This is a genomic window from Capnocytophaga sp. oral taxon 903 (genome assembly GCF_013394785.1).
Taxonomy (GTDB): domain Bacteria; phylum Bacteroidota; class Bacteroidia; order Flavobacteriales; family Flavobacteriaceae; genus Capnocytophaga; species Capnocytophaga ochracea.
In genome coordinates, this window is sequence record NZ_JABXYW010000002.1 from 359,491 (window position 1) to 377,886 (window position 18,396).

14 protein-coding genes are annotated in these 18,396 nt (G+C 41.9%); 4 read left to right on the forward strand and 10 right to left on the reverse strand.

The window, feature by feature from the left end; all coding sequences use genetic code 11:
- Window positions 1-28 precede the first annotated feature (28 nt).
- The 3 genes from ribH to HW279_RS10955 all read right to left on the reverse strand — a co-directional run bounded on the left by ribH (window position 29) and on the right by HW279_RS10955 (window position 1,875).
- Window positions 29-514, reverse strand: coding sequence for a 6,7-dimethyl-8-ribityllumazine synthase (gene ribH / locus HW279_RS01520; RefSeq protein ID WP_178957694.1), 486 nt, complete (start codon window positions 512-514; stop codon window positions 29-31).
- 3 nt (window positions 515-517) lie between these two features.
- Complete coding sequence (locus HW279_RS01525) at window positions 518-1,306, reverse strand: tetratricopeptide repeat protein (protein WP_009410073.1); 789 nt, start codon at window positions 1,304-1,306, stop codon at window positions 518-520.
- Window positions 1,307-1,719: 413 nt separating this feature from the next.
- On the reverse strand, window positions 1,720-1,875 hold the full coding sequence (locus tag HW279_RS10955; protein WP_002673486.1) for a hypothetical protein: 156 nt from the start codon (window positions 1,873-1,875) through the stop codon (window positions 1,720-1,722).
- 231 nt (window positions 1,876-2,106) lie between these two features.
- Between HW279_RS10955 and topA the strand changes: the two genes are divergently transcribed.
- Window positions 2,107-4,584, forward strand: coding sequence for a type I DNA topoisomerase (gene topA, locus HW279_RS01530; RefSeq protein ID WP_178957695.1), 2,478 nt, complete (start codon window positions 2,107-2,109; stop codon window positions 4,582-4,584).
- A 207-nt stretch (window positions 4,585-4,791) separates the two neighbouring features.
- Here the strand turns inward: topA and rpe are convergent, their stop codons facing one another.
- From rpe to HW279_RS01565, 7 genes are all read right to left on the reverse strand, one after another.
- Window positions 4,792-5,442 carry a ribulose-phosphate 3-epimerase gene (gene rpe, locus HW279_RS01535; RefSeq protein ID WP_178957696.1) on the reverse strand — a complete coding sequence of 217 codons (651 nt, stop codon included), beginning with the start codon at window positions 5,440-5,442 and terminating at the stop codon, window positions 4,792-4,794.
- Window positions 5,443-5,530: 88 nt separating this feature from the next.
- Complete coding sequence (sufB, locus tag HW279_RS01540) at window positions 5,531-7,003, reverse strand: Fe-S cluster assembly protein SufB (protein ID WP_009418984.1); 1,473 nt, start codon at window positions 7,001-7,003, stop codon at window positions 5,531-5,533.
- A gap of 159 nt (window positions 7,004-7,162) precedes the next feature.
- Window positions 7,163-7,717 carry a TlpA family protein disulfide reductase gene (locus tag HW279_RS01545; RefSeq protein WP_002673497.1) on the reverse strand — a complete coding sequence of 185 codons (555 nt, stop codon included), beginning with the start codon at window positions 7,715-7,717 and terminating at the stop codon, window positions 7,163-7,165.
- 120 nt (window positions 7,718-7,837) lie between these two features.
- The gene (locus tag HW279_RS01550) at window positions 7,838-8,311 is read right to left on the reverse strand and encodes a DinB family protein (protein ID WP_178957697.1); all 474 of its coding nucleotides are present in this window, start codon (window positions 8,309-8,311) and stop codon (window positions 7,838-7,840) included.
- A 4-nt stretch (window positions 8,312-8,315) separates the two neighbouring features.
- Window positions 8,316-10,604 (reverse strand): DUF5682 family protein, encoded by a 2,289-nt coding sequence (locus tag HW279_RS01555; RefSeq protein ID WP_178957698.1) that lies wholly within the window; start codon window positions 10,602-10,604, stop codon window positions 8,316-8,318.
- Window positions 10,597-11,451, reverse strand: a complete 855-nt coding sequence (locus HW279_RS01560; RefSeq protein WP_178957699.1) for a hypothetical protein — start codon at window positions 11,449-11,451, stop codon at window positions 10,597-10,599. Before HW279_RS01560 ends, HW279_RS01555 begins: the two co-directional genes overlap by 8 nt.
- A gap of 130 nt (window positions 11,452-11,581) precedes the next feature.
- Window positions 11,582-12,061, reverse strand: coding sequence for a Dps family protein (locus tag HW279_RS01565; RefSeq protein ID WP_178957700.1), 480 nt, complete (start codon window positions 12,059-12,061; stop codon window positions 11,582-11,584).
- A gap of 775 nt (window positions 12,062-12,836) precedes the next feature.
- On the opposite strand from HW279_RS01565, the gene HW279_RS01570 reads away from it, so the two are divergent.
- The 3 genes from HW279_RS01570 (at window position 12,837) to HW279_RS01580 (ending at window position 18,337) form a co-directional block, all read left to right on the forward strand.
- The gene (locus HW279_RS01570) at window positions 12,837-14,603 is read left to right on the forward strand and encodes an ABC transporter ATP-binding protein (protein WP_178957701.1); all 1,767 of its coding nucleotides are present in this window, start codon (window positions 12,837-12,839) and stop codon (window positions 14,601-14,603) included.
- 105 nt (window positions 14,604-14,708) lie between these two features.
- Window positions 14,709-17,114 (forward strand): FtsK/SpoIIIE family DNA translocase, encoded by a 2,406-nt coding sequence (locus HW279_RS01575; RefSeq protein WP_178957702.1) that lies wholly within the window; start codon window positions 14,709-14,711, stop codon window positions 17,112-17,114.
- A 29-nt stretch (window positions 17,115-17,143) separates the two neighbouring features.
- A complete protein-coding gene (locus HW279_RS01580) occupies window positions 17,144-18,337 on the forward strand; it encodes an aspartate aminotransferase family protein (protein WP_178959015.1) in 1,194 nt (397 codons plus the stop codon).
- The last annotated feature ends 59 nt before the right edge of the window (window positions 18,338-18,396 follow it).

The following is an 18,396-nucleotide window of genomic DNA, read 5'->3' on the forward strand; positions in this document are numbered from 1 at the left end:
CCAACCTTTTACGTTTCACTTTTCTCTTTCACTTCCCTAACACCGCCATTTTTATTGCAGTAATAGCCGCCTCCACGCCTTTATTACCCAGCTTACCACCACTGCGGTCAAGCGACTGCTGGAAGGTATTATCAGTGAGAACGCAGAAGATAATAGGCACTTTACTTTGTTCCGCATTGAGCTGGGCAATACCTTGGGTAACACCCTGGCACACGAAATCGAAATGACGAGTTTCTCCTTGTATCACACAGCCTATTACAATAATAGCGTCTACCTCGGTAGTTTCGAGCATTCGCTTGGCAGCGTGTACTAATTCAAAGCTCCCTGGTACTTCCCATAAGAGTATGTTGTCATCAATAGCACCACAATCTTTAAGGGTCTCAATAGCACCATTGCGCATTCCATAAGTTACCTGCTCATTCCACTGAGAAGTAATAATCCCAAAGCGAAGAGATTCCGCATTTGGGATTATATTTTTATCGTATTGTGATAAGTTTTTGTTTTCTGTTGCCATTAATTATTGACTAATTTTCCCTATAAGGATATCGATAGTACGTGCTTCTTCTGAGGTAGGATACTCGTCTTTGATGCGCTCGTAATATTTCAAGGCATCGTCTTTTTTACCTTGCAAAGAAGCTACTATTCCTGCTTTTTTCAGGTATAACGGAGTTACAAAGTCATTTTTGCTATGTTCAAAGGCTTTGATATAATATTTCAATGCCTCAGCATTATTTTTCTGTTGAAGGTAAGCATCACCTATATTCCCGTAAGCCAAAGCTCCGAAAATATCATCGGTAGAGTCGAACTCTTTAAGGTGATTTATTGCGTTGTTATAGTCACGCAAACGCATATAAGCCATACCCATACCGTATTCAGCAAGGTTAGCAGCTTTGGTACCGCTATAGTTTTCGGCAATTTGCTTAAATCCATATTTTCCTTTTCCACCGTTGATAGCCACTTTAAAGAGGGAATCCTGTGCTCTAGCATCAGTAGCTTCCATCGCTTCATCAAAGAACTGTTGTGCAAAGAAAAGCTCATTAGCAGCATTCTTTTCCCTAGGGGCTTTCACAAACTGTTGGTAAAGCAAATAACCCAAGCCTATCACAGCTACGGCTATGAGAGTTCCAATAATAATCTTCTGATTGCGTTTTACCCAATCTTCGGTGCGAGTAGCGCCTGCATCGAGGGCATCAAACACCTCAGCAGTAGTACTTTCTTTGTGTAATTGAGCCTGTTTTGCTTCGTCTAAATGCTCGGTATCTTTTTGTCTATTAGGTCGGTTGTTGTTCTTTTTGTAAGTTGCCATATATAATTTTCATTAAAGTTCGGCAAAAGTACAACTTTTATTTTAATTAGAAAGCAAAACACAAAAAATTATTTACTCATCAGTCATTTTTCCCATTTTATCTATTAGTTAATATACGGCGAATTTTCTCCACATCTCCTCCGTCATTCGTCCCTTGTCATTCTTCATTTCTTCCCTTTTCCATCGCTACATTCCCTCTTTAAAGGAGTATGTTTTCGTCCCTAATTTCTCCTTTTCCGTCATACTCCCCCCTAGTGCCTATGGCCTAAGGCCTAATGCCTCTTCCTCTTTCTTTCGCCTCGAAACCCCGTTTTTACCATTTTTAGCTCTGTTGTATTATACTATTATTCAATCACTTATATACCCTTTCTATACCAATCGTCCAAGATTCGTATAAGCTTCCTATAAGCTCTCTATAAGCTAACCCCACCCTCCTTACACCCTTTTTTCACCAAAAATCCTTCTAACTCACTTTTTATATTTTTCGTTTTTCTCCGATAACTCAGACCAGTCCAATTTGTCCGACAAGTCAGACTCGTCAAAAAACCTTTTTTATCACTACCACCCATTTGCTAATTTTCAAATTTGCTATTCTGCTAATTTTTCCCGCCCATCGTGCTACGACTGCCTGTGCGGCTCGCACCTTTGGCAAAGTTGATTACTGGTATTTCCGGTATTATTGGCATTCCCGGCATTACTGGCATTACTGGTATTCCCAGCATTATTGCCTTTTCCCTCATTTGCTATTTCGCAATTATTTTGTACTTTTGCACCCAATAACTCAAAAAACAAACAAGCGTATGGCTAAGAATGTAGTGATTGTAGAGTCGCCTGCCAAGGCTAAAACCATTGAAAAGTTCTTAGGTAAGGACTACAAAGTAGTGTCCAGCTATGGGCATATTGTCGATTTGCCCTCCAATGAACTGGGCGTAGATATCCAGCACGGTTTTAAACCTAATTACCTCATCTCTAACGACAAAAAAAATCTTGTAAAAGAACTCAAAGCACTCACGTCAAAAGCCGAAGTAGTATGGCTCGCTTCCGATGAAGACCGTGAAGGAGAAGCAATTGCGTTTCATCTTTCCGAAACACTCAAACTAAAAAAGGAAAATACCAAGCGCATCGTTTTTAACTCCATTACCAAATCGGCTATTGAAAACGCTATTAAAAACCCTCGTGGTATTGATTATAATCTGGTGAATGCACAGCAAGCACGCCGTGTACTCGACCGCCTCGTGGGCTATGAACTCTCTCCCGTACTGTGGAAAAAAATTAAAAGCGGACTCTCAGCAGGACGCGTACAGTCGGTAGCAGTACGCCTTATCGTAGAACGCGAACGCGAAATACAAGACTTCAAAACGCAATCCTCTTACCGAATTACTGCCGAATTTATCACCTCAGAAGGCAAAGTTGTAAAAGCCTCTTTGCCTAAAAATTTCGACACACAAGCCGAAGCTGAAAACTTCTTGCAACAGAATATCGGAGCGCATTTCAAAGTGCAATCATTAGAAACCAAACCAGCCAAGAAAATGCCTGCGCCCCCCTTCACTACTTCCACCCTCCAACAAGAAGCCGCACGCAAACTGCACTTCTCAGTAAGCAAAACAATGACGGTAGCCCAACGCCTCTACGAATCTGGTTTTATCACCTATATGCGTACCGATAGCGTGAATCTTTCACAAGAAGCGCTCAACACTGCCAAAAACGCTATCGTGCAACTCTTCGGAGCTCAGTACAGCCAAGTGCGCAAGTTCGCTACTAAAAGCAAAGGCGCACAAGAGGCGCACGAAGCCATTCGTCCTACCGATATGAGTCGCTCCTCTATCGCTGCTGAACCCGACCAGAATAAGCTATACGAACTGATATGGAAACGCACCCTTGCCTCACAAATGGCAGATGCTCAAATAGAGCGCACTACCGTAAAAATAGAAGCCGATAAGCACAAAGAATACTTCGTAGCCAATGGCGAAATGGTACAGTTCGATGGCTTTTTAAAAGTGTATTTAGAAAGTACCGACGACGAGGAAGAAGAACAAGAAGGAATGCTCCCCAATCTCAAAAAAGGAGAAGCTCTTACGCATCGCTATATTACTGCTACCGAGCGTTTCACTCGTCCATTACCTCGTTATACTGAGGCTTCGCTGGTGAAAAAGTTAGAGGAACTCGGTATCGGACGCCCATCTACTTATGCTCCTACTATTTCTACGATTCAAAACCGCGGATATGTGGAACGTAGCACACTCGAAGGTGAAGTGCGCCCCTATCAGCAACTCACCCTTGCAGGCAATACTATCAAAACACAAACCCTTAGCGAACGAGTAGGTGCCGATAAAGGCAAGCTTGTCCCCACCGATATAGGTAGTGTAGTAAACGATTTTCTCGTTTCCCATTTCGATACGATAATGGACTATAATTTCACTGCCAAAGTAGAAAATAGCTTCGACGAAATAGCCGAAGGCACTGAGAATTGGACAAAGATGCTCACACAGTTTTATAATCATTTTCACCCCGTAGTAGAAAATGTTGAAAAGCATACAGGTCGTGAAACAGGTGAACGCGTGCTGGGTACCGACCCTAAATCAGGTCGCCCTCTCAGCGTACGCTTAGGTCGTTATGGAGCTATGGCGCAAATAGGGAATCCCGATGATGCCGAAAAGCCTATTTATGCAAGTCTATTAGCAGGTATGTCTATCGAAACGATTACTTTTGAAGAAGCCCTCAAACTCTTCGAGCTTCCTCGTCAGTTAGGCATTGTCGATGGTAAGAATGTAGAAGTGAATGTAGGGCGTTTCGGACCCTATGTGCGCTACGGCGATGCTTTTATATCACTTGATAAAGGTGAAGACGTTTTCAGTGTAACTCTCGAGCGGGCTAAGCAACTCATCGGCGAGAAGAAAAAAGCTGACGCTCCTATTGCCACCTATCAAGGAGTGGAAGTTACCAAAGGTGTAGGTCGTTTTGGTCCCTTTATTAAGTGGAACAACACTTATATAAACGTTACCAAAAAGTACAATTTCGACCATCTTAGTCAGCAAGATGTAGAAGAACTTATAGAAGATAAACTCAAAAAAGAATCAGAAAAGGTAGTGAAAGAATGGGACGAAGGAGCTATCCGTATAGAGAAAGCTCGCTGGGGACGTTTTACCCTCCTCAAAGGTAAAACCAAAGTAGAACTCCCCAAAGACACCGATATAGCAACTTTCACCAAAGAACAAGCTCTTACCCTCCTTACCGAGAAAGAGCCTAAACCTAAAAAAGCCCCTTCTAAAAAGAAATAATACAATAATAATAGGCTATCAAAAAGATAAGATTTCTTTCTTGATAGCCTATTTTGTATCATAAAATAAGTATTTTTATAATGTAAATCTGAGAAATGATTATCTCTGATTTACAACTTCATAGTCTTTTTTGCGTCACATCTCCCCCTTTGGAGGGGGCTGGGGGGAGGTTTATAATCAATAAGTTATTTAATCCTTGATTGATATTTATAATACTGTTTTTTTTAATTCCGCAATCATTTGGGTAGGGTTAGTAGCATTGAAGATAAAACTGCCTGCTACTAAGGCATCAGCACCTGCCTCTACAAGTGCTTTGGCATTCTTTAAACTCACTCCACCATCTATTTCTATAATTGCGTGTGCCCCTACTTGTTCAATAAGTGCTTTAGCTTGACGCACTTTCTTATAAGTATTTTCAATAAATGACTGTCCTCCGAACCCAGGGTTCACGCTCATCAGCAAGAGTACATCTATATCTTGAATAACATCTTCCAACAAGGCGACAGGCGTATGCGGATTGAGGGCTACCCCTGCTTTCATTCCCTCTGCTTTAATTGCTTGTATAGTGCGATGCAAGTGCGTACACGCCTCGTAATGCACAGTAAGAATATCACTACCGAGCTTAGCAAAAGTGCTAATATAGCGGTCGGGGTCAATAATCATCAAGTGAACATCTAACGGTTTGGTAGCGTGTTTGTGAATCACTGAGAGTATAGGCATACCATAAGAGATATTAGGCACAAAAACACCGTCCATAATATCAATATGAAACCAATCGGCTTCGCTGGCGTTTACCATTTCCACGGCTTGTTGCAGGTTGCCGAAATCGGCAGCTAATAATGAAGGAGCGAGAATCATATTTTAATATTTAATGTTTAATGATTAGTAATTTATTTTATGAAGCAAAAGCAATTTTTAGTATACCATCGTCATTCGTAATTCGTCATTAGCCAACACTTCCTTCTAACGAAATCTCTAAGAGTTTTTGAGCTTCTACGGCAAACTCCATAGGTAGTTTGTTGAGTACTTCTTTACCAAAGCCATTTACGATGAGTGAAATCGCTTTCTCGGTATCAATACCCCGCTGATTGCAGTAGAAAATCTGGTCTTCACCAATCTTAGAGGTAGTAGCTTCGTGTTCTATTTGAGCAGTAGGATTTTTAGCTTCTATATAAGGAAATGTATGCGCTCCACAGAGGTTACCCATCAATAGGGAGTCACATTGAGAGAAATTGCGTGCATTTTTAGCATTAGGCACTACTTTCACCAATCCGCGGTAGCTATTTTGTGATTTTCCTGCCGAAATACCCTTAGAGATAATTGTGGATTTGGTATTATTGCCTAAGTGTATCATCTTAGTACCCGTATCGGCTTGCTGAAAGTGGTTAGTAACCGCAATTGAGTAAAATTCGCCTATAGAATTATCACCTTTGAGCACTACTGAAGGGTATTTCCAAGTGATAGCAGAGCCTGTTTCTACTTGTGTCCACGATATTTTGGCATTTTTCTCAGCCAAAGCGCGCTTGGTTACGAAGTTATATACACCGCCTTTACCGTCTTTATCACCAGGAAACCAGTTTTGAACGGTAGAGTATTTAATTTCGCCTCCCTCCATTGCGATGAGTTCTACCACTGCGGCGTGCAATTGGTTTTCGTCGCGTTTGGGCGCCGTACAACCTTCGAGGTAAGAGACGTAAGCACCTTCATCAACAATGAGGAGGGTTCGCTCAAACTGTCCTGTTCCTGCTTGATTGATACGGAAATAAGTAGAAAGTTCCATAGGGCAACGCACCCCTTTGGGTACATAGCAAAAAGAACCATCAGAAAAGACTGCTGAGTTAAGAGCTGCGTAGAAATTATCGGTTTTAGGTACGACAGTACCAAGGTACTTACGCACCAAGTCAGGGTGTTTTTGTATCGCTTCGGAGATAGAACAGAAGATAATGCCTCGTTCTGCTAATGTTTTTTGAAAAGTAGTTGCTACTGAAACGGAGTCCATCACTACGTCCATTGCTACGGCAGATTTTTCATCTTCTACTCCCGCAAGGCGTTTTTGTTCTTCAAGAGAGATACCGAGTTTTTGGAAAGTTTCCAATAGCTGAGGGTCTACCTCATCAAGGCTGTTGAGTTTAGGTTTCTGTTTAGGAGCAGAATAATAAGCAATATCTTGAAAGTCGGGAGTTTCAAACTTGAGATTTGCCCAATGAGGAGGCTCTTCCATCGCTTGCCACGCACGGAAGGCTTCTAAGCGCCAATCGGTCATCCACTGGGGTTCGTTTTTCTTTTTAGAAAGGGCTATTACCACTTCCTCGTTGAGCCCTTTAGGAAAAGTTTCTGATTCGATATCTGTATAAAAGCCGTATTTGTATTCGCTGTTTTCTAATTCTTCTTTAAGTTCTTCTTCTGTATATTTAGTCATAATTGCTTTTAGATAAGAGGTAAGAGATAAGAGGTAAAACTCCTCTTATTTATACCGAGATGCGATTTTACAAAGCGCAAAGATAGTACTTTAAATTGAATCTAAAATACTATCTTTATAATTATTTTGTTTGAGAGATAGAGTTTGCTTATAGTTAAGCTATTGGGTAAGACTGTCTAACAACTGATGTACTGCATCACTATTCCAGCGTGCAATACCGTCTTTCTGAGCACGTACATAACCGTTTTTATCTACTATGTAACCTGCAGGAATCTTATCGGGGTCAAAAGGTTTTTTAGGAGCTTCGATAATGAGGTAGGTAACTTTGAAATGAAAATTGCGCTTTTGCATCATTTCATCTACTGGCTCGGGGAGCTCATTGGTGATGATGTAAAAATCCACTTTATCCTTATAAGCATCGTAGAGTTTTTCCACTGCATAAAGGTCGGCTACACTGATTTCACGCCAAGAAGAAAAGAAGTATACAAATGATGGTTTCTTACCTTCGGTTTGGGAATAGTTAAACTGCACATTATTGCGGTCTTTCAGTTGCCAATCGAAGTCTATTTTACGAGCTTTGTCAGCGGGAATAATATCTACCGAGCCGGCAAAGATACGCTGTAGTAATATCTTACTTTCGTACCCCAAAGGAGTTACAAAGAAAGAGAGCACAAAAAGAATAAGCAGTAGGTTGAGTATGGTACGTTTTTTCATAAACTAATTTTATTGATAGCGATTGCAAAGGTAATACTTTTTTTTCTAATTGGGAAACTTACTTCAATATCAGAAATCAAATAGCTTTTCGTGTTACTCATCTATTTAATTTATAATCAATTACTTTTTGCTTCCTGTAATTGCACATTTTAAAGCTAACACACTTCCCAAATGTACCCCCTCGTGTGAAATATTGAAGTAAATAGCTTCTTCAATAGTATTGAGTTCGTACTCTATGCCCGTTACATAGTGGTTATAATGCTTAAAAATTCCTTTTTGATAATCAGTTTCGAGCCAATTTATAGTGCTGATGAGAAGGTCTTTTAGTTCCTCTATCTCGGCAGCAGTAGGAATATGTCCATCGGGGATGGTGCCTTTGCGATAACGCTCTACAAACTCAGGGGTGAGATAAGTAGGTAGGTCGCTATTGGCATAGCAATAATTTTGCTGGGTAACTACGCAGTGAGCGAGATTCCACAAAATATTGTTTTTAAAGCCCGCAGGAATGATTGCCAATTCTTCGGGGGTAAAGCTATTGAGCAATTTGAGTTGTCGCTCACGCAATTTTCGGTATAAAGTAAATACTTCTTTCATATATTTAAAAATCAAAATCAAAGTCGTTGAGTTCGTCTAATTTAGTACTCTCTTCTTCCGTAAGCACTTCTTGCAAGAGTTCGGCAGTAGCTTCTTTACCAGTACCCCAAAGGTCTCCTAAAAGTTCAGCGATACTGTTCTTTTGGTTGGGCTCAAAATCCGAAAAAGCACGGCGCAAGAATACTACCGAGCGCATAAACTGCTCTTCGTCCAACTGCCGTACATAATTGTCTAATTCTTGCCATATAATCGTACGCGATAACAATGCGTATCTATTTCTTCCTGAAAATCCTTCAAACCACGAGGCACCTAAATCGGCGGGGACACCTGCTGAAAGGCGACGTGACACTTCTTTTCCACATTGTTCTTCAGTAGCTAAATTGTGCTCTAACAATATAGCAAAGGCTACCCCCGAAAGCTTGGTGTTCACATCGTCACGCCACGCAAGGTGAGTGAGTTCTTTCTGCCACGTTTCGGTATCTACCAATTCGTATTGCTGTTCGGCTATGAACTCCATAGTATTGATAGCTTCTACAATTGGTTTAGAGGCTTTGTCATCACAAGATGAAGCATCTATCAGTAATAACGATGCACGGAGGAAAAGCTGTTGCAAGATAGGTTTCAGCGGTTCGAGATTGAACTGACGCAGGTCACCGTACTGTATAAGCACCGAGAGCTCGTGTGCAGCAAAGGCAGTTTCGGCAAAACTATTACTATCTACCAAAAGGCGTTGCAAGGTGCTGAGCGCATTGCTAAAAATATGCGTAAGTTGACATTCGCAAGCCTGCCTAATGATTTTAGCTACTACTGAAAGGTCGGTGCTTTCGTTGAGCTGTTCTTTGAGTACAAAAGCTGTAGCTATTTCAAGCGTTTCACCTTTAAGGTTAGCTTCTACGATTTCTATTTCGACCTCAGGACTCCACTGTAACACCCATTTCTCTGCCCACGAGGCTTTATCCTGCTGTACGTGCTGCTGGGTAGCAAAGTGAATGCCCAACACTTCCAAGCGATGAAGGAATGTAGAGCGATTTAGGTCTATAAAAGCAGCTTCTTTGGTCTTTACTTTTAAGTTCTCACGCAGGTCGAGGGTGAGGTCTTGCGCTACCGCCGATTTGTAGTTAGTGAGCTTTAAGCGTTTCAGCTCTTGGTTCATATCCTCTTGTACGGGCGTCTGACTCACCCCTTCGGGTAATGTCCCAATAGCTGTACCGATATCTACCTTATTGATAGCTTCGGCTACCACAGCAAGGTCTCCCCCACCAAAACAAGTAACCACTGCATCGTGGAGGTCTTGCAACACAGGGTAAGTACCGCCTTTCATAGCCGAAAGCACATTGGCAAGGCGCACCGCTTCGATTACGCTAGCAGAAGAGGCATTTTGCCCTTGATTACGCAAGATTTTGGCTACTTTAGTAAGATAGACAGCTGAGAGCTGATTGAGGGTGTTTTCGTGCATCGCTTGCCACATCAGTTCAAAGTAATAAGGAGCCGTATTGCCCGCTCCGTAACCCGTGCGACTGCTGAGACGCAAATAGGAATAAGGCATCAGGGTGAGTAGAGAGGTAGCTTTAGGGAGCTTTTTAAGCTCGTCATCAGTTATAGCAGGTAGGCTGTTCTGGATACCTGATAAGTGGTAAGCCCCTACAATTACTACTATTTCTTCGGGTTTGAACTCGGTGCAAGCCTTAGCAATCTCACGTTTCATATATGCCTCACGAATGAGATTATACGAGAAATCGAAAGGCGCATCTTTATATTCTTTATCTATGACCATTTGGCGCATTTCACCCGATTGTAAGGCAAGTGTGGGTGCAAAAGCATCAGGATTGAGATTGTGTTCAAAATGGCGTTCCCAATAATCTTCATAGTCGGTTTCGCCCCCCTCTTCGGCTATTTGCTTGTAGAGGGTATTGTGGTATAGATAAAAATCTTTGGCTTTTTCGGCTTCTTCCTCCGTGCGTTGCTCCTGCTTCAATTTCAGCATATTCTCCGAAGGCAAATCGATGAAACGAAGTGTTACCTTCTTCTTTACTCCCCAACATATTGCTTGATATTCGGGAGAATAAGACGCAAATGGATAGAGCACTGTTTCGATAGGCAATTCGGTAGTATAGCCCAGCATAGCGATAGGAGGTTTTACCCCCTTTTGCGCTATTTGAGATATCAGAGGGGTAGCATCAGCAGGACCTTCGATGAGAATACACTTGGGGTTGTTTTCCTCTAAGAAGGCAATTAAATGATAGGCTGCCGAAGGCGACAGATGCCTTACACCGAAAAAGTGAATGTTATTCATAATAACTGAGGGTGCGTTCTATAATTTGTCGGGGTTCACCATTGATGAAAGTCGTTTTGGCAATCCAATTACCTTGATTATCGTATTTATACTCGTAAGTCGCTACATTCTTCTGTTTTTGAGGTAGTTTATTTTCTGCTTGTAGTTTGATACAATCTCCTTGACTATTGTATTTTTTGGTAGTAATATTCACCAACTTATCATCTTTGTCGTAAGTGCGATTGCGTTCGGCTAAATGCTGTTTATTGAACTTGCTTTCTACCCTTTGCAACAGATTGCCCTGAGCATCGTAGTAGCGCATCTCGACAGGGTCGCCTTGTTTGTTGTAAGTATAAGCTATGGTAGACTCTAACTGATTGGCGTGATAAGTTTCCTCTTTTAGCACTTTGCCATTGGTATCTACTTGATAGTTGTAATGCGTTTTTAAGAAGCCCCCAGGTGAGTAGGTCGCATCTTTGATAAGATAGCCTTCAGGGTTGTAGACATAAAGGGTTTTATCGGAATTGTAACGGGTTTCAAACAGTTGCCCTTGCGGATTGTAATAGTATTCCATACGACTGTACAATTCGCCGTTTTTGAAGAAAAAACGCATTTGAGTGAGATATCCATTGGGGTTGAAATCTTTTTGAATATTGTCGAGGTTACCTATTTTGACTACTGTATCCAAATCGCGGTCGATGGCTCCTTTTACGAATGTTTTTCCTTGGGTAACTACCTCGTAAGGGATACTGCGCTGACTTTTGACTTTTCCTTTGAGCCCTGAGAGTTCCCAATCGGTAGGGGCTTTGTGTTGAGCGGTGAGGATAGTGGTTGCGATGAATAGGATAGATGTGATTAAATATTTCATTAGTTATGAGTTATCAATTAAGAGTTATGAGTTGTGCAAAGGTAGGGATTAATTATGAATTGGCAAAAAAAGAAAGAGGAATTGATTATTTTTAGTCAATTCCTCTTTCTCGTTTAATCAAAATTCAGTATTAAATTACTTCATTGAGGTAGGCTTTGAGCATCCAAACGGTTTTCTCTTGTTCGGTTACAAAGTCGCTCATTAGATTATTAGTCCCTTCATCACCTATTTCGTCGGAGAAGTCTAACAATTCTCTTTCCAAAGGTAATAGAGCGCTAAGGGTATTAATTACCAAGCGTACGGTTTTATCATCGTCGAAAATGTTTTCGCCTACGGGAACAGAAGTGTGCTTTACATAGCTTTCGAGAGTGTGAAAAGGCACGCCACCAAGGGTAAGAATACGCTCAGCTATTTCGTCGACTTGTTCTTGTGCGGTATTATAAAGTTCTTCGAACTTCACGTGTAATTCAAAGAAGCGTTTTCCTTTTACATTCCAGTGTACACCGCGCAAGTTTTGATAATACGTTTGATAATTGGCAAGCAATACATTTAGCAAGCTGATTTCTTTTTCTACTTTGGCTTTATCAAGCCCTAAGGTATTTAAACTCATAATTTGTTATTTTAAAAATTCTACGGTGCAAAGGTAGCAGTTTTTTTGCAAAGAAGAGCTACTGGATTTATAGATTTTTTTAATTTTAAAATAATAGTAATTAATACCAAATAATGCCAGTAATACCGGATAATGCCAATAATACTAAATAATGCCAATAATACTAAATAATGCCAGTAATACCAGATAATGCCAGTAATCAACTTTGCCAAAGGTGCGAGCCGCACAGGCAGTCGTAGCACGACGGGCGAGGAAAAATTAGCAGATTAGCAAATGTGGAGGGTTGGAGGATTCGTAAGAAAACGGAGAAGAACGGAAGAGAGTCGAGAGAAGTTTTGGTGAGAAAGTGCTATTAGGAGGGTGGAGGTAGCTTATAGAGAGCTTATAGGAAGCTTATACAAATCTTGGACGATTGGTATAGAAAGGGTATGTAAAAAGTTGATTCATAATATCATACAACAGCGCTAAAAATATTAAAAACGGGGTTTCGAGGCGAAAGAAAAAGAATCCTCACCCCGTTCACATACTCTCCTATTCGGAGACTTCTCCCAAGGAGAGGGGGTGTAGTGACGAGTAGAGAGCGACGAAAAAAGGGGAATGTGGCGACGGAAAGGAGAAGGAATAATTAGAGGATTAGCAAATTTAGAAATTAGCAAATGAGGACGGCTGTGACGAGGTAGGACTGGTGAAATAGAGGGAACGGGGAATAAATGACGAGTGTTAAATTTGGGGATTTGGGAATTAGTTCGTAATTTTGCCACCTTAAAAGAAAACAATGTCAGAAAAAACATCTCGGACTAAACATACTTTTCGTCAGCTGTCGCGCTTTGTAAAACCTTATCGCGGGGTATTTATAGCCGTAGCTCTCTTTGCGGTGCTATCGTCTATCTTTTCGACCGCACAACCTTACCTGATAAAAGTAGCGATTGACAATTATATCACTCCTAAGGATTACGAGGGTTTAGTGCGCATTGTGTACATACTCATAGCTTTGCTATGTGCGGAAGTAACGATGCAGTTTCTGTTTTCTTATTACTCTAACTGGTTGGGACAAACGGTAATACGGGATATACGCGAAAAGCTTTTTGCGCACTTGTTGCGCTTTAAGATGCGGTATTTTGACAAATCGTCCATAGGGGTATTGGTAACGCGTGCGGTGAACGATATGGAACGGATAGGCGAAATTTTCAGTTCGGGGCTTTTTGAGATGGCAAGCGATATACTGAAAATGTTTGTTATCACGATTGTAATGTTTGTGATTGATTGGAAATTAGCGCTTATCAGCTATGCTACGATGCCTCTGATTTTGTACTTTACGCGTTGGTTTCAACGTTCAATGAACGCTGCTTTTGTGGAGGTACGTCACCAAGTGGCAAACCTAAACGCCTTTGTACAAGAGCGCATTTCGGGTATTAAAGTATTACAACTTTTTGCGCAAGAGCGCGAAGAATTGGAGAATTTCAAAAAGATAAACGAGAAACACAAACAGGCGTGGCTGAAAACGATATGGTACAACTCTATTTTCTTTCCGATTGGCGACTTGTGTGTATCGATTACCATTGCGCTGATTGTGTGGTTTGGCGGTCGGCAAATTATAGGAGATAACGTGTACGACTTAGGGAATATCTTTCTTTTTATACAGCTTTCACAACAGTTATTCCGACCTATTAGGCATATAGCCGATAAGTTCAACACTTTGCAGATGGGCATTATCGCTTCTGACCGCGTATTTGCTATTTTGGATACTGAAACGGATACTGAAACCGGAGGTGAGAGAGAGTTGAAGGAGGTGAAAGGTAATATTAAGTTTGAAGACGTCCGTTTTGAATACGTAGCAGGGGAAGAAATCTTGCACGGCATTAGTTTTGAAGTAAAAGAAGGCGAAACCATTGCTATTGTAGGGGCAACGGGTGCAGGGAAGACCACTATCACCAATTTGCTAAACCGTTTTTACGACTTGACTTCGGGGGCGATTTACATCGATGGGGTGAACATTGAGGAGTATACTCTCAGTTCGCTACGAGAGCACATTGCTACCGTGTTGCAAGACGTATTCCTATTTGCCGATAGTATTTACAACAATATCACCTTGAAAAATCCTGCTATCACCGAAGAGGAAGTGATTGCCGCTGCTAAGAGTATAGGAGTTCACAACTTTTTGATGAGTTTGCCAGAGGGATATTATTACAACGTGAAAGAGCGTGGGGTTATGCTTTCGGCAGGACAACGCCAGTTGATAGCTTTCTTACGCGCCTATGTACACAAACCGCAAATTCTTATTTTGGACGAGGCAACGTCTTCAGTAGATTCGCATTCGGAAAAGCTCATACAAGAGGCTACCGATAAGATGACCGAAGGGCGCACGTCCATCATCATTGCACACCGCCTTACCACCGTAAAAAAAGCTGATAGAATAATAGTATTAGACAAAGGGAAGATAGTAGAAATAGGCAATCACGAAGAGTTGTTGCAAATAGAAAACGGCTATTACCGCAACTTGTATGAGGTGCAGTTTTTAGAAGAAGTAAAATACAAGGAGTGAGACTGCGTCTCAGAAATTAGCATAAATGAGGTTCAGAATCAAGTATATAAAACGCAATTGAACTGACATTACATAAAATTTAATTGAAAAAACGCTTAACTATAAATGGCTAAAAAGAAACAACCACAAGAAACACAAAAGAAGAAGAAGGATACTAATAAACCTCAACAGCGCAAATTGGCTTTTGGCGTATTTTTAGTACTGCTATCGCTGTATTTGGTATTTACCTTTTCGTCATTCTTCTTCTCGTGGCAGACTGACCAAAGTGGATGGGCAGATTTGAGCAATCGGGAAGAAATTGCTGACAATATAGGCAGTAAAATAGGAGCCTATTTGGGGCAGTTATTTGTATATAAAGGTTTTGGACTGGCAGTTATCTTTCCTGTGTGGCTTCTATTTCTCTCAGGGATGAAACTTATCCTGAATATGAAAAAGCCTTTGCTAAACCGCTGGTTCTGGGGGATTCTGTTAATGGTATTCACTTCAACCGCCTTAGGATTTTTGGGAGGGAAAGCTACCATATTAGCAGGTGTTTCGGGCTATGAACTAAACCATTTTCTACAAGACTATTTGGGCAAATTGGGCACTATACTCCTTTTGGTACTTATTGTGGTACTCTATGGCATTTTCAAACTAAATCTCACTACTGAAAAGGCTGTTGCTTTCTTCCAAAATACATTCTCTAAACTGAAACGCGAAGGAGAAGAAGAACAGGAGCAAGGCGATGAGGAGGAAAACAGCTTTGAAAGTATAGAAAAAGAACCTAACTCCATAGAATTTACTACTGATGAGGGTGATTTAGACTTTATCATTCCACAGGGTGAAAACGAAAAGTTAGACCCTTTTACCCATAAAAAGGAAATTCCGCGCCTTGATAGACAAGAAGGAGGTTTGGAAATCACTAATATTCCCGAAGAGGAACAACCTGATTTTACAGTAACGCCTACTCAGCCAACAGAAGCAATAGACCCCGAGGCTCTGGCTAAGCAATTGGTAGAGAACTATGGAGAGTATGACCCAACGTTAGAACTTAGCGATTACCGTTTCCCTACACTCGACCTCTTAGACGACCCCAAAGACAGTGGTATTGTTATTAACCAAGAGGAATTGGAGGAAAACAAGAATACAATCGTACAAACGCTGAACGATTACAAAATTAAAATAGAGAAGATAAAGGCGACCATAGGTCCTACCGTTACTCTTTACGAAATTGTACCCGAAGCGGGGACACGTATTGCAAAAATCAAGAACTTAGAAGACGACATAGCCCTTTCATTGGCAGCACTCGGCATTCGTATTATTGCACCTATTCCGGGAAAAGGTACGATAGGTATTGAAGTGCCAAACAAGAAGCCTACAATGGTGTATATGCGCACAATGATTACCGCACCGCGATTCCAACACGCCGAAATGGAACTGCCTATTGCCTTCGGAAAAACAATTAGCAACGAAACTTTTGTAGCCGACCTTACCAAAATGCCTCACTTACTGATGGCGGGGGCAACCGGACAAGGTAAGTCGGTAGGGATAAACGTAGTGCTCAGTTCGCTACTCTACAAGAAGCACCCCGCGGAAGTGAAGTTTGTGTTAGTAGACCCTAAAAAGGTAGAACTCTCGATATTTGAGCGTATAGAACGTCACTTCCTCGCTAAATTGCCCGATAGTGAAGAAGCAATTATTACCGACAATAAAAAGGTGGTGAACACGCTAAACTCCCTCTGTATAGAGATGGACAACCGCTACGAACTGCTGAAAAATGCCCAAGTGCGCAACATAAAAGAGTACAACGCTAAGTTTAAAGCGCGACAACTCAACCCTAACGAGGGACACCGCTTTTTGCCTTACATCGTATTGGTGGTAGATGAGTTTGCCGACCTGATAATGACAGCAGGCAAAGAGGTAGAACTTCCTATTGCACGATTGGCACAGCTTGCCCGAGCCATTGGTATTCACTTGATTATCGCTACCCAACGCCCATCGACCAACGTGATTACCGGTATTATTAAAGCCAACTTCCCTACGCGTATTGCCTTTAAGGTAAGCTCTAAAATCGACTCTAAAATCATCTTGGACGGCTCAGGAGCAGAACAGCTCATTGGACGAGGTGATATGCTCTACTCGCAAGGGAATGAACCCGTACGTATACAATGTGCTTTTGTAGATACCCCCGAAATAAAACACATTACCGACTTCATTGGGGCACAGCGCGCTTACCCCGATGCGTACTTGTTACCTGAGTATGTAGGGCCTGAGGGAGAGGGTGTAGATTTAGACTTCGACCCCTCGGAGCGTGACCCTATGTTCCGCGAAGCTGCCGAAGTGGTAGTGAATGCCCAACAAGGTTCGGCTTCCCTCTTACAACGCAAACTGAAATTAGGTTACAACCGCGCGGGTCGCCTGATTGACCAATTAGAACACGCCGGTGTAGTAGGCCCGTTTGAAGGTAGTAAGGCAAGGCAAGTGCTTATTCAAGACATTGTAAGCTTGGATAGATTATTAGAGGGGCAATAGTGAAAAATGAAAAGTTAAGAATGAAAAGTATGAATCAACAACAAGAATTTCTAAAATATCAAGCTCCCACCTCACCTTATCCGCGATTGTTGGAGGTAGAACGCGCTGAGGGTAGCTATATCTATACTACCGATGGCAAACGTTATTTAGATTTTGTGGCAGGCGTATCGGCTTGCACCTTAGGGCATTGTCACCCTGCGGTGGTGAAGGCTATCCAAGAGCAGTGCGCTACCTATATGCACGTAATGGTATACGGCGAGTACGTACAAAAACCGGCGGTAGACTTCTGCAAACTCCTCGCTGAGCAGTTGCCACCAGAGCTCAATACTACTTATTTAGTAAACTCGGGGACGGAAGCTATTGAAGGCTCGGTGAAATTAGCCAAACGCGCTACAGGTCGCACCCAACTCATTGCTGCCAAAAACGCCTATCACGGGAATACACAAGGCTCAATGAGCCTAATGGGCTATGAAGAACGCAAACGCGCTTATCGTCCGCTCATTCCCGATGTAGATTTTATAGAGTTCAACAACGAAGCCGATATTCTCAAAATCACCGAACGCACAGCAGGTGTGGTCTTGGAAAGTATTCAAGGGGGAGCAGGATTTATCGAACCCCAGAACGACTATCTTATCAAGGTAAAACGCCGTTGTGAAGAAGTAGGCGCCCTGCTTATCATCGACGAGATACAACCAGGTTTCGGACGTACCGGAAAGCTCTTTGGTTTCCAAAACTATGGCTTTACCCCTGATATTATCGCAATAGGTAAAGGAATGGCAAGCGGTATGCCGGTAGGGGCATTCGTGTCGTCGTATGAGCGTATGCAACTCTTGGCACACAGTCCTAAAATGGGGCATATCACTACCTTTGGTGGCAACCCCGTGATAGCAGCAGCCTCGTTGGCAACCCTCAACCAGCTACTCACTACCGACTTGATGGCTCAAACCTTAGAGAAAGAGAAACTCTTCCGTAAGTATTTGCAACACCCACTTATTGAGAGCGTGAACGGTAAAGGACTGATGTTAGCGGTTATCGTTAAGACTGCCGAAATCGCCGACTTTGTAGTGAATTACTGTCAGGATAGGGGACTCATTGTGTATTGGCTCTTGTTTGAACACCGCGCTGTACGACTTTCTCCTCCACTTACTCTTACAGAAGAAGAAATAAAAGAAGGCTGTGATATTATCTTAGATGCATTGAATCAGGTAGAGAAATCATTCTAAATGATTACTATCTACATTTAATTCCTTTTTAATCGAAGCTAAAGCGAACCTAAGGCGAA

Excerpts from the sequence above, each read along its gene's own strand:
- HW279_RS10955 (WP_002673486.1), bottom strand. The coding sequence starts at position 1,875 with ATGGGTGGTAGTGATAAAAAAGGTTTTTTGACGAGTCTGACTTGTCGG.
- HW279_RS01555 (WP_178957698.1), bottom strand. The coding sequence starts at position 10,604 with ATGAATAACATTCACTTTTTCGGTGTAAGGCATCTGTCGCCTTCGGCA.
- rpe (WP_178957696.1), bottom strand. The coding sequence starts at position 5,442 with ATGATTCTCGCTCCTTCATTATTAGCTGCCGATTTCGGCAACCTGCAA.
- HW279_RS01525 (WP_009410073.1), bottom strand. The coding sequence starts at position 1,306 with ATGGCAACTTACAAAAAGAACAACAACCGACCTAATAGACAAAAAGAT.
- HW279_RS01565 (WP_178957700.1), bottom strand. The coding sequence starts at position 12,061 with ATGAGTTTAAATACCTTAGGGCTTGATAAAGCCAAAGTAGAAAAAGAA.
- HW279_RS01560 (WP_178957699.1), bottom strand. The coding sequence starts at position 11,451 with ATGAAATATTTAATCACATCTATCCTATTCATCGCAACCACTATCCTC.
- HW279_RS01545 (WP_002673497.1), bottom strand. The coding sequence starts at position 7,717 with ATGAAAAAACGTACCATACTCAACCTACTGCTTATTCTTTTTGTGCTC.
- HW279_RS01575 (WP_178957702.1), top strand. The coding sequence starts at position 14,709 with ATGGCTAAAAAGAAACAACCACAAGAAACACAAAAGAAGAAGAAGGAT.
- HW279_RS01550 (WP_178957697.1), bottom strand. The coding sequence starts at position 8,311 with ATGAAAGAAGTATTTACTTTATACCGAAAATTGCGTGAGCGACAACTC.
- sufB (WP_009418984.1), bottom strand. The coding sequence starts at position 7,003 with ATGACTAAATATACAGAAGAAGAACTTAAAGAAGAATTAGAAAACAGC.
- HW279_RS01580 (WP_178959015.1), top strand. The coding sequence starts at position 17,144 with ATGAATCAACAACAAGAATTTCTAAAATATCAAGCTCCCACCTCACCT.
- HW279_RS01570 (WP_178957701.1), top strand. The coding sequence starts at position 12,837 with ATGTCAGAAAAAACATCTCGGACTAAACATACTTTTCGTCAGCTGTCG.
- ribH (WP_178957694.1), bottom strand. The coding sequence starts at position 514 with ATGGCAACAGAAAACAAAAACTTATCACAATACGATAAAAATATAATC.
- topA (WP_178957695.1), top strand. The coding sequence starts at position 2,107 with ATGGCTAAGAATGTAGTGATTGTAGAGTCGCCTGCCAAGGCTAAAACC.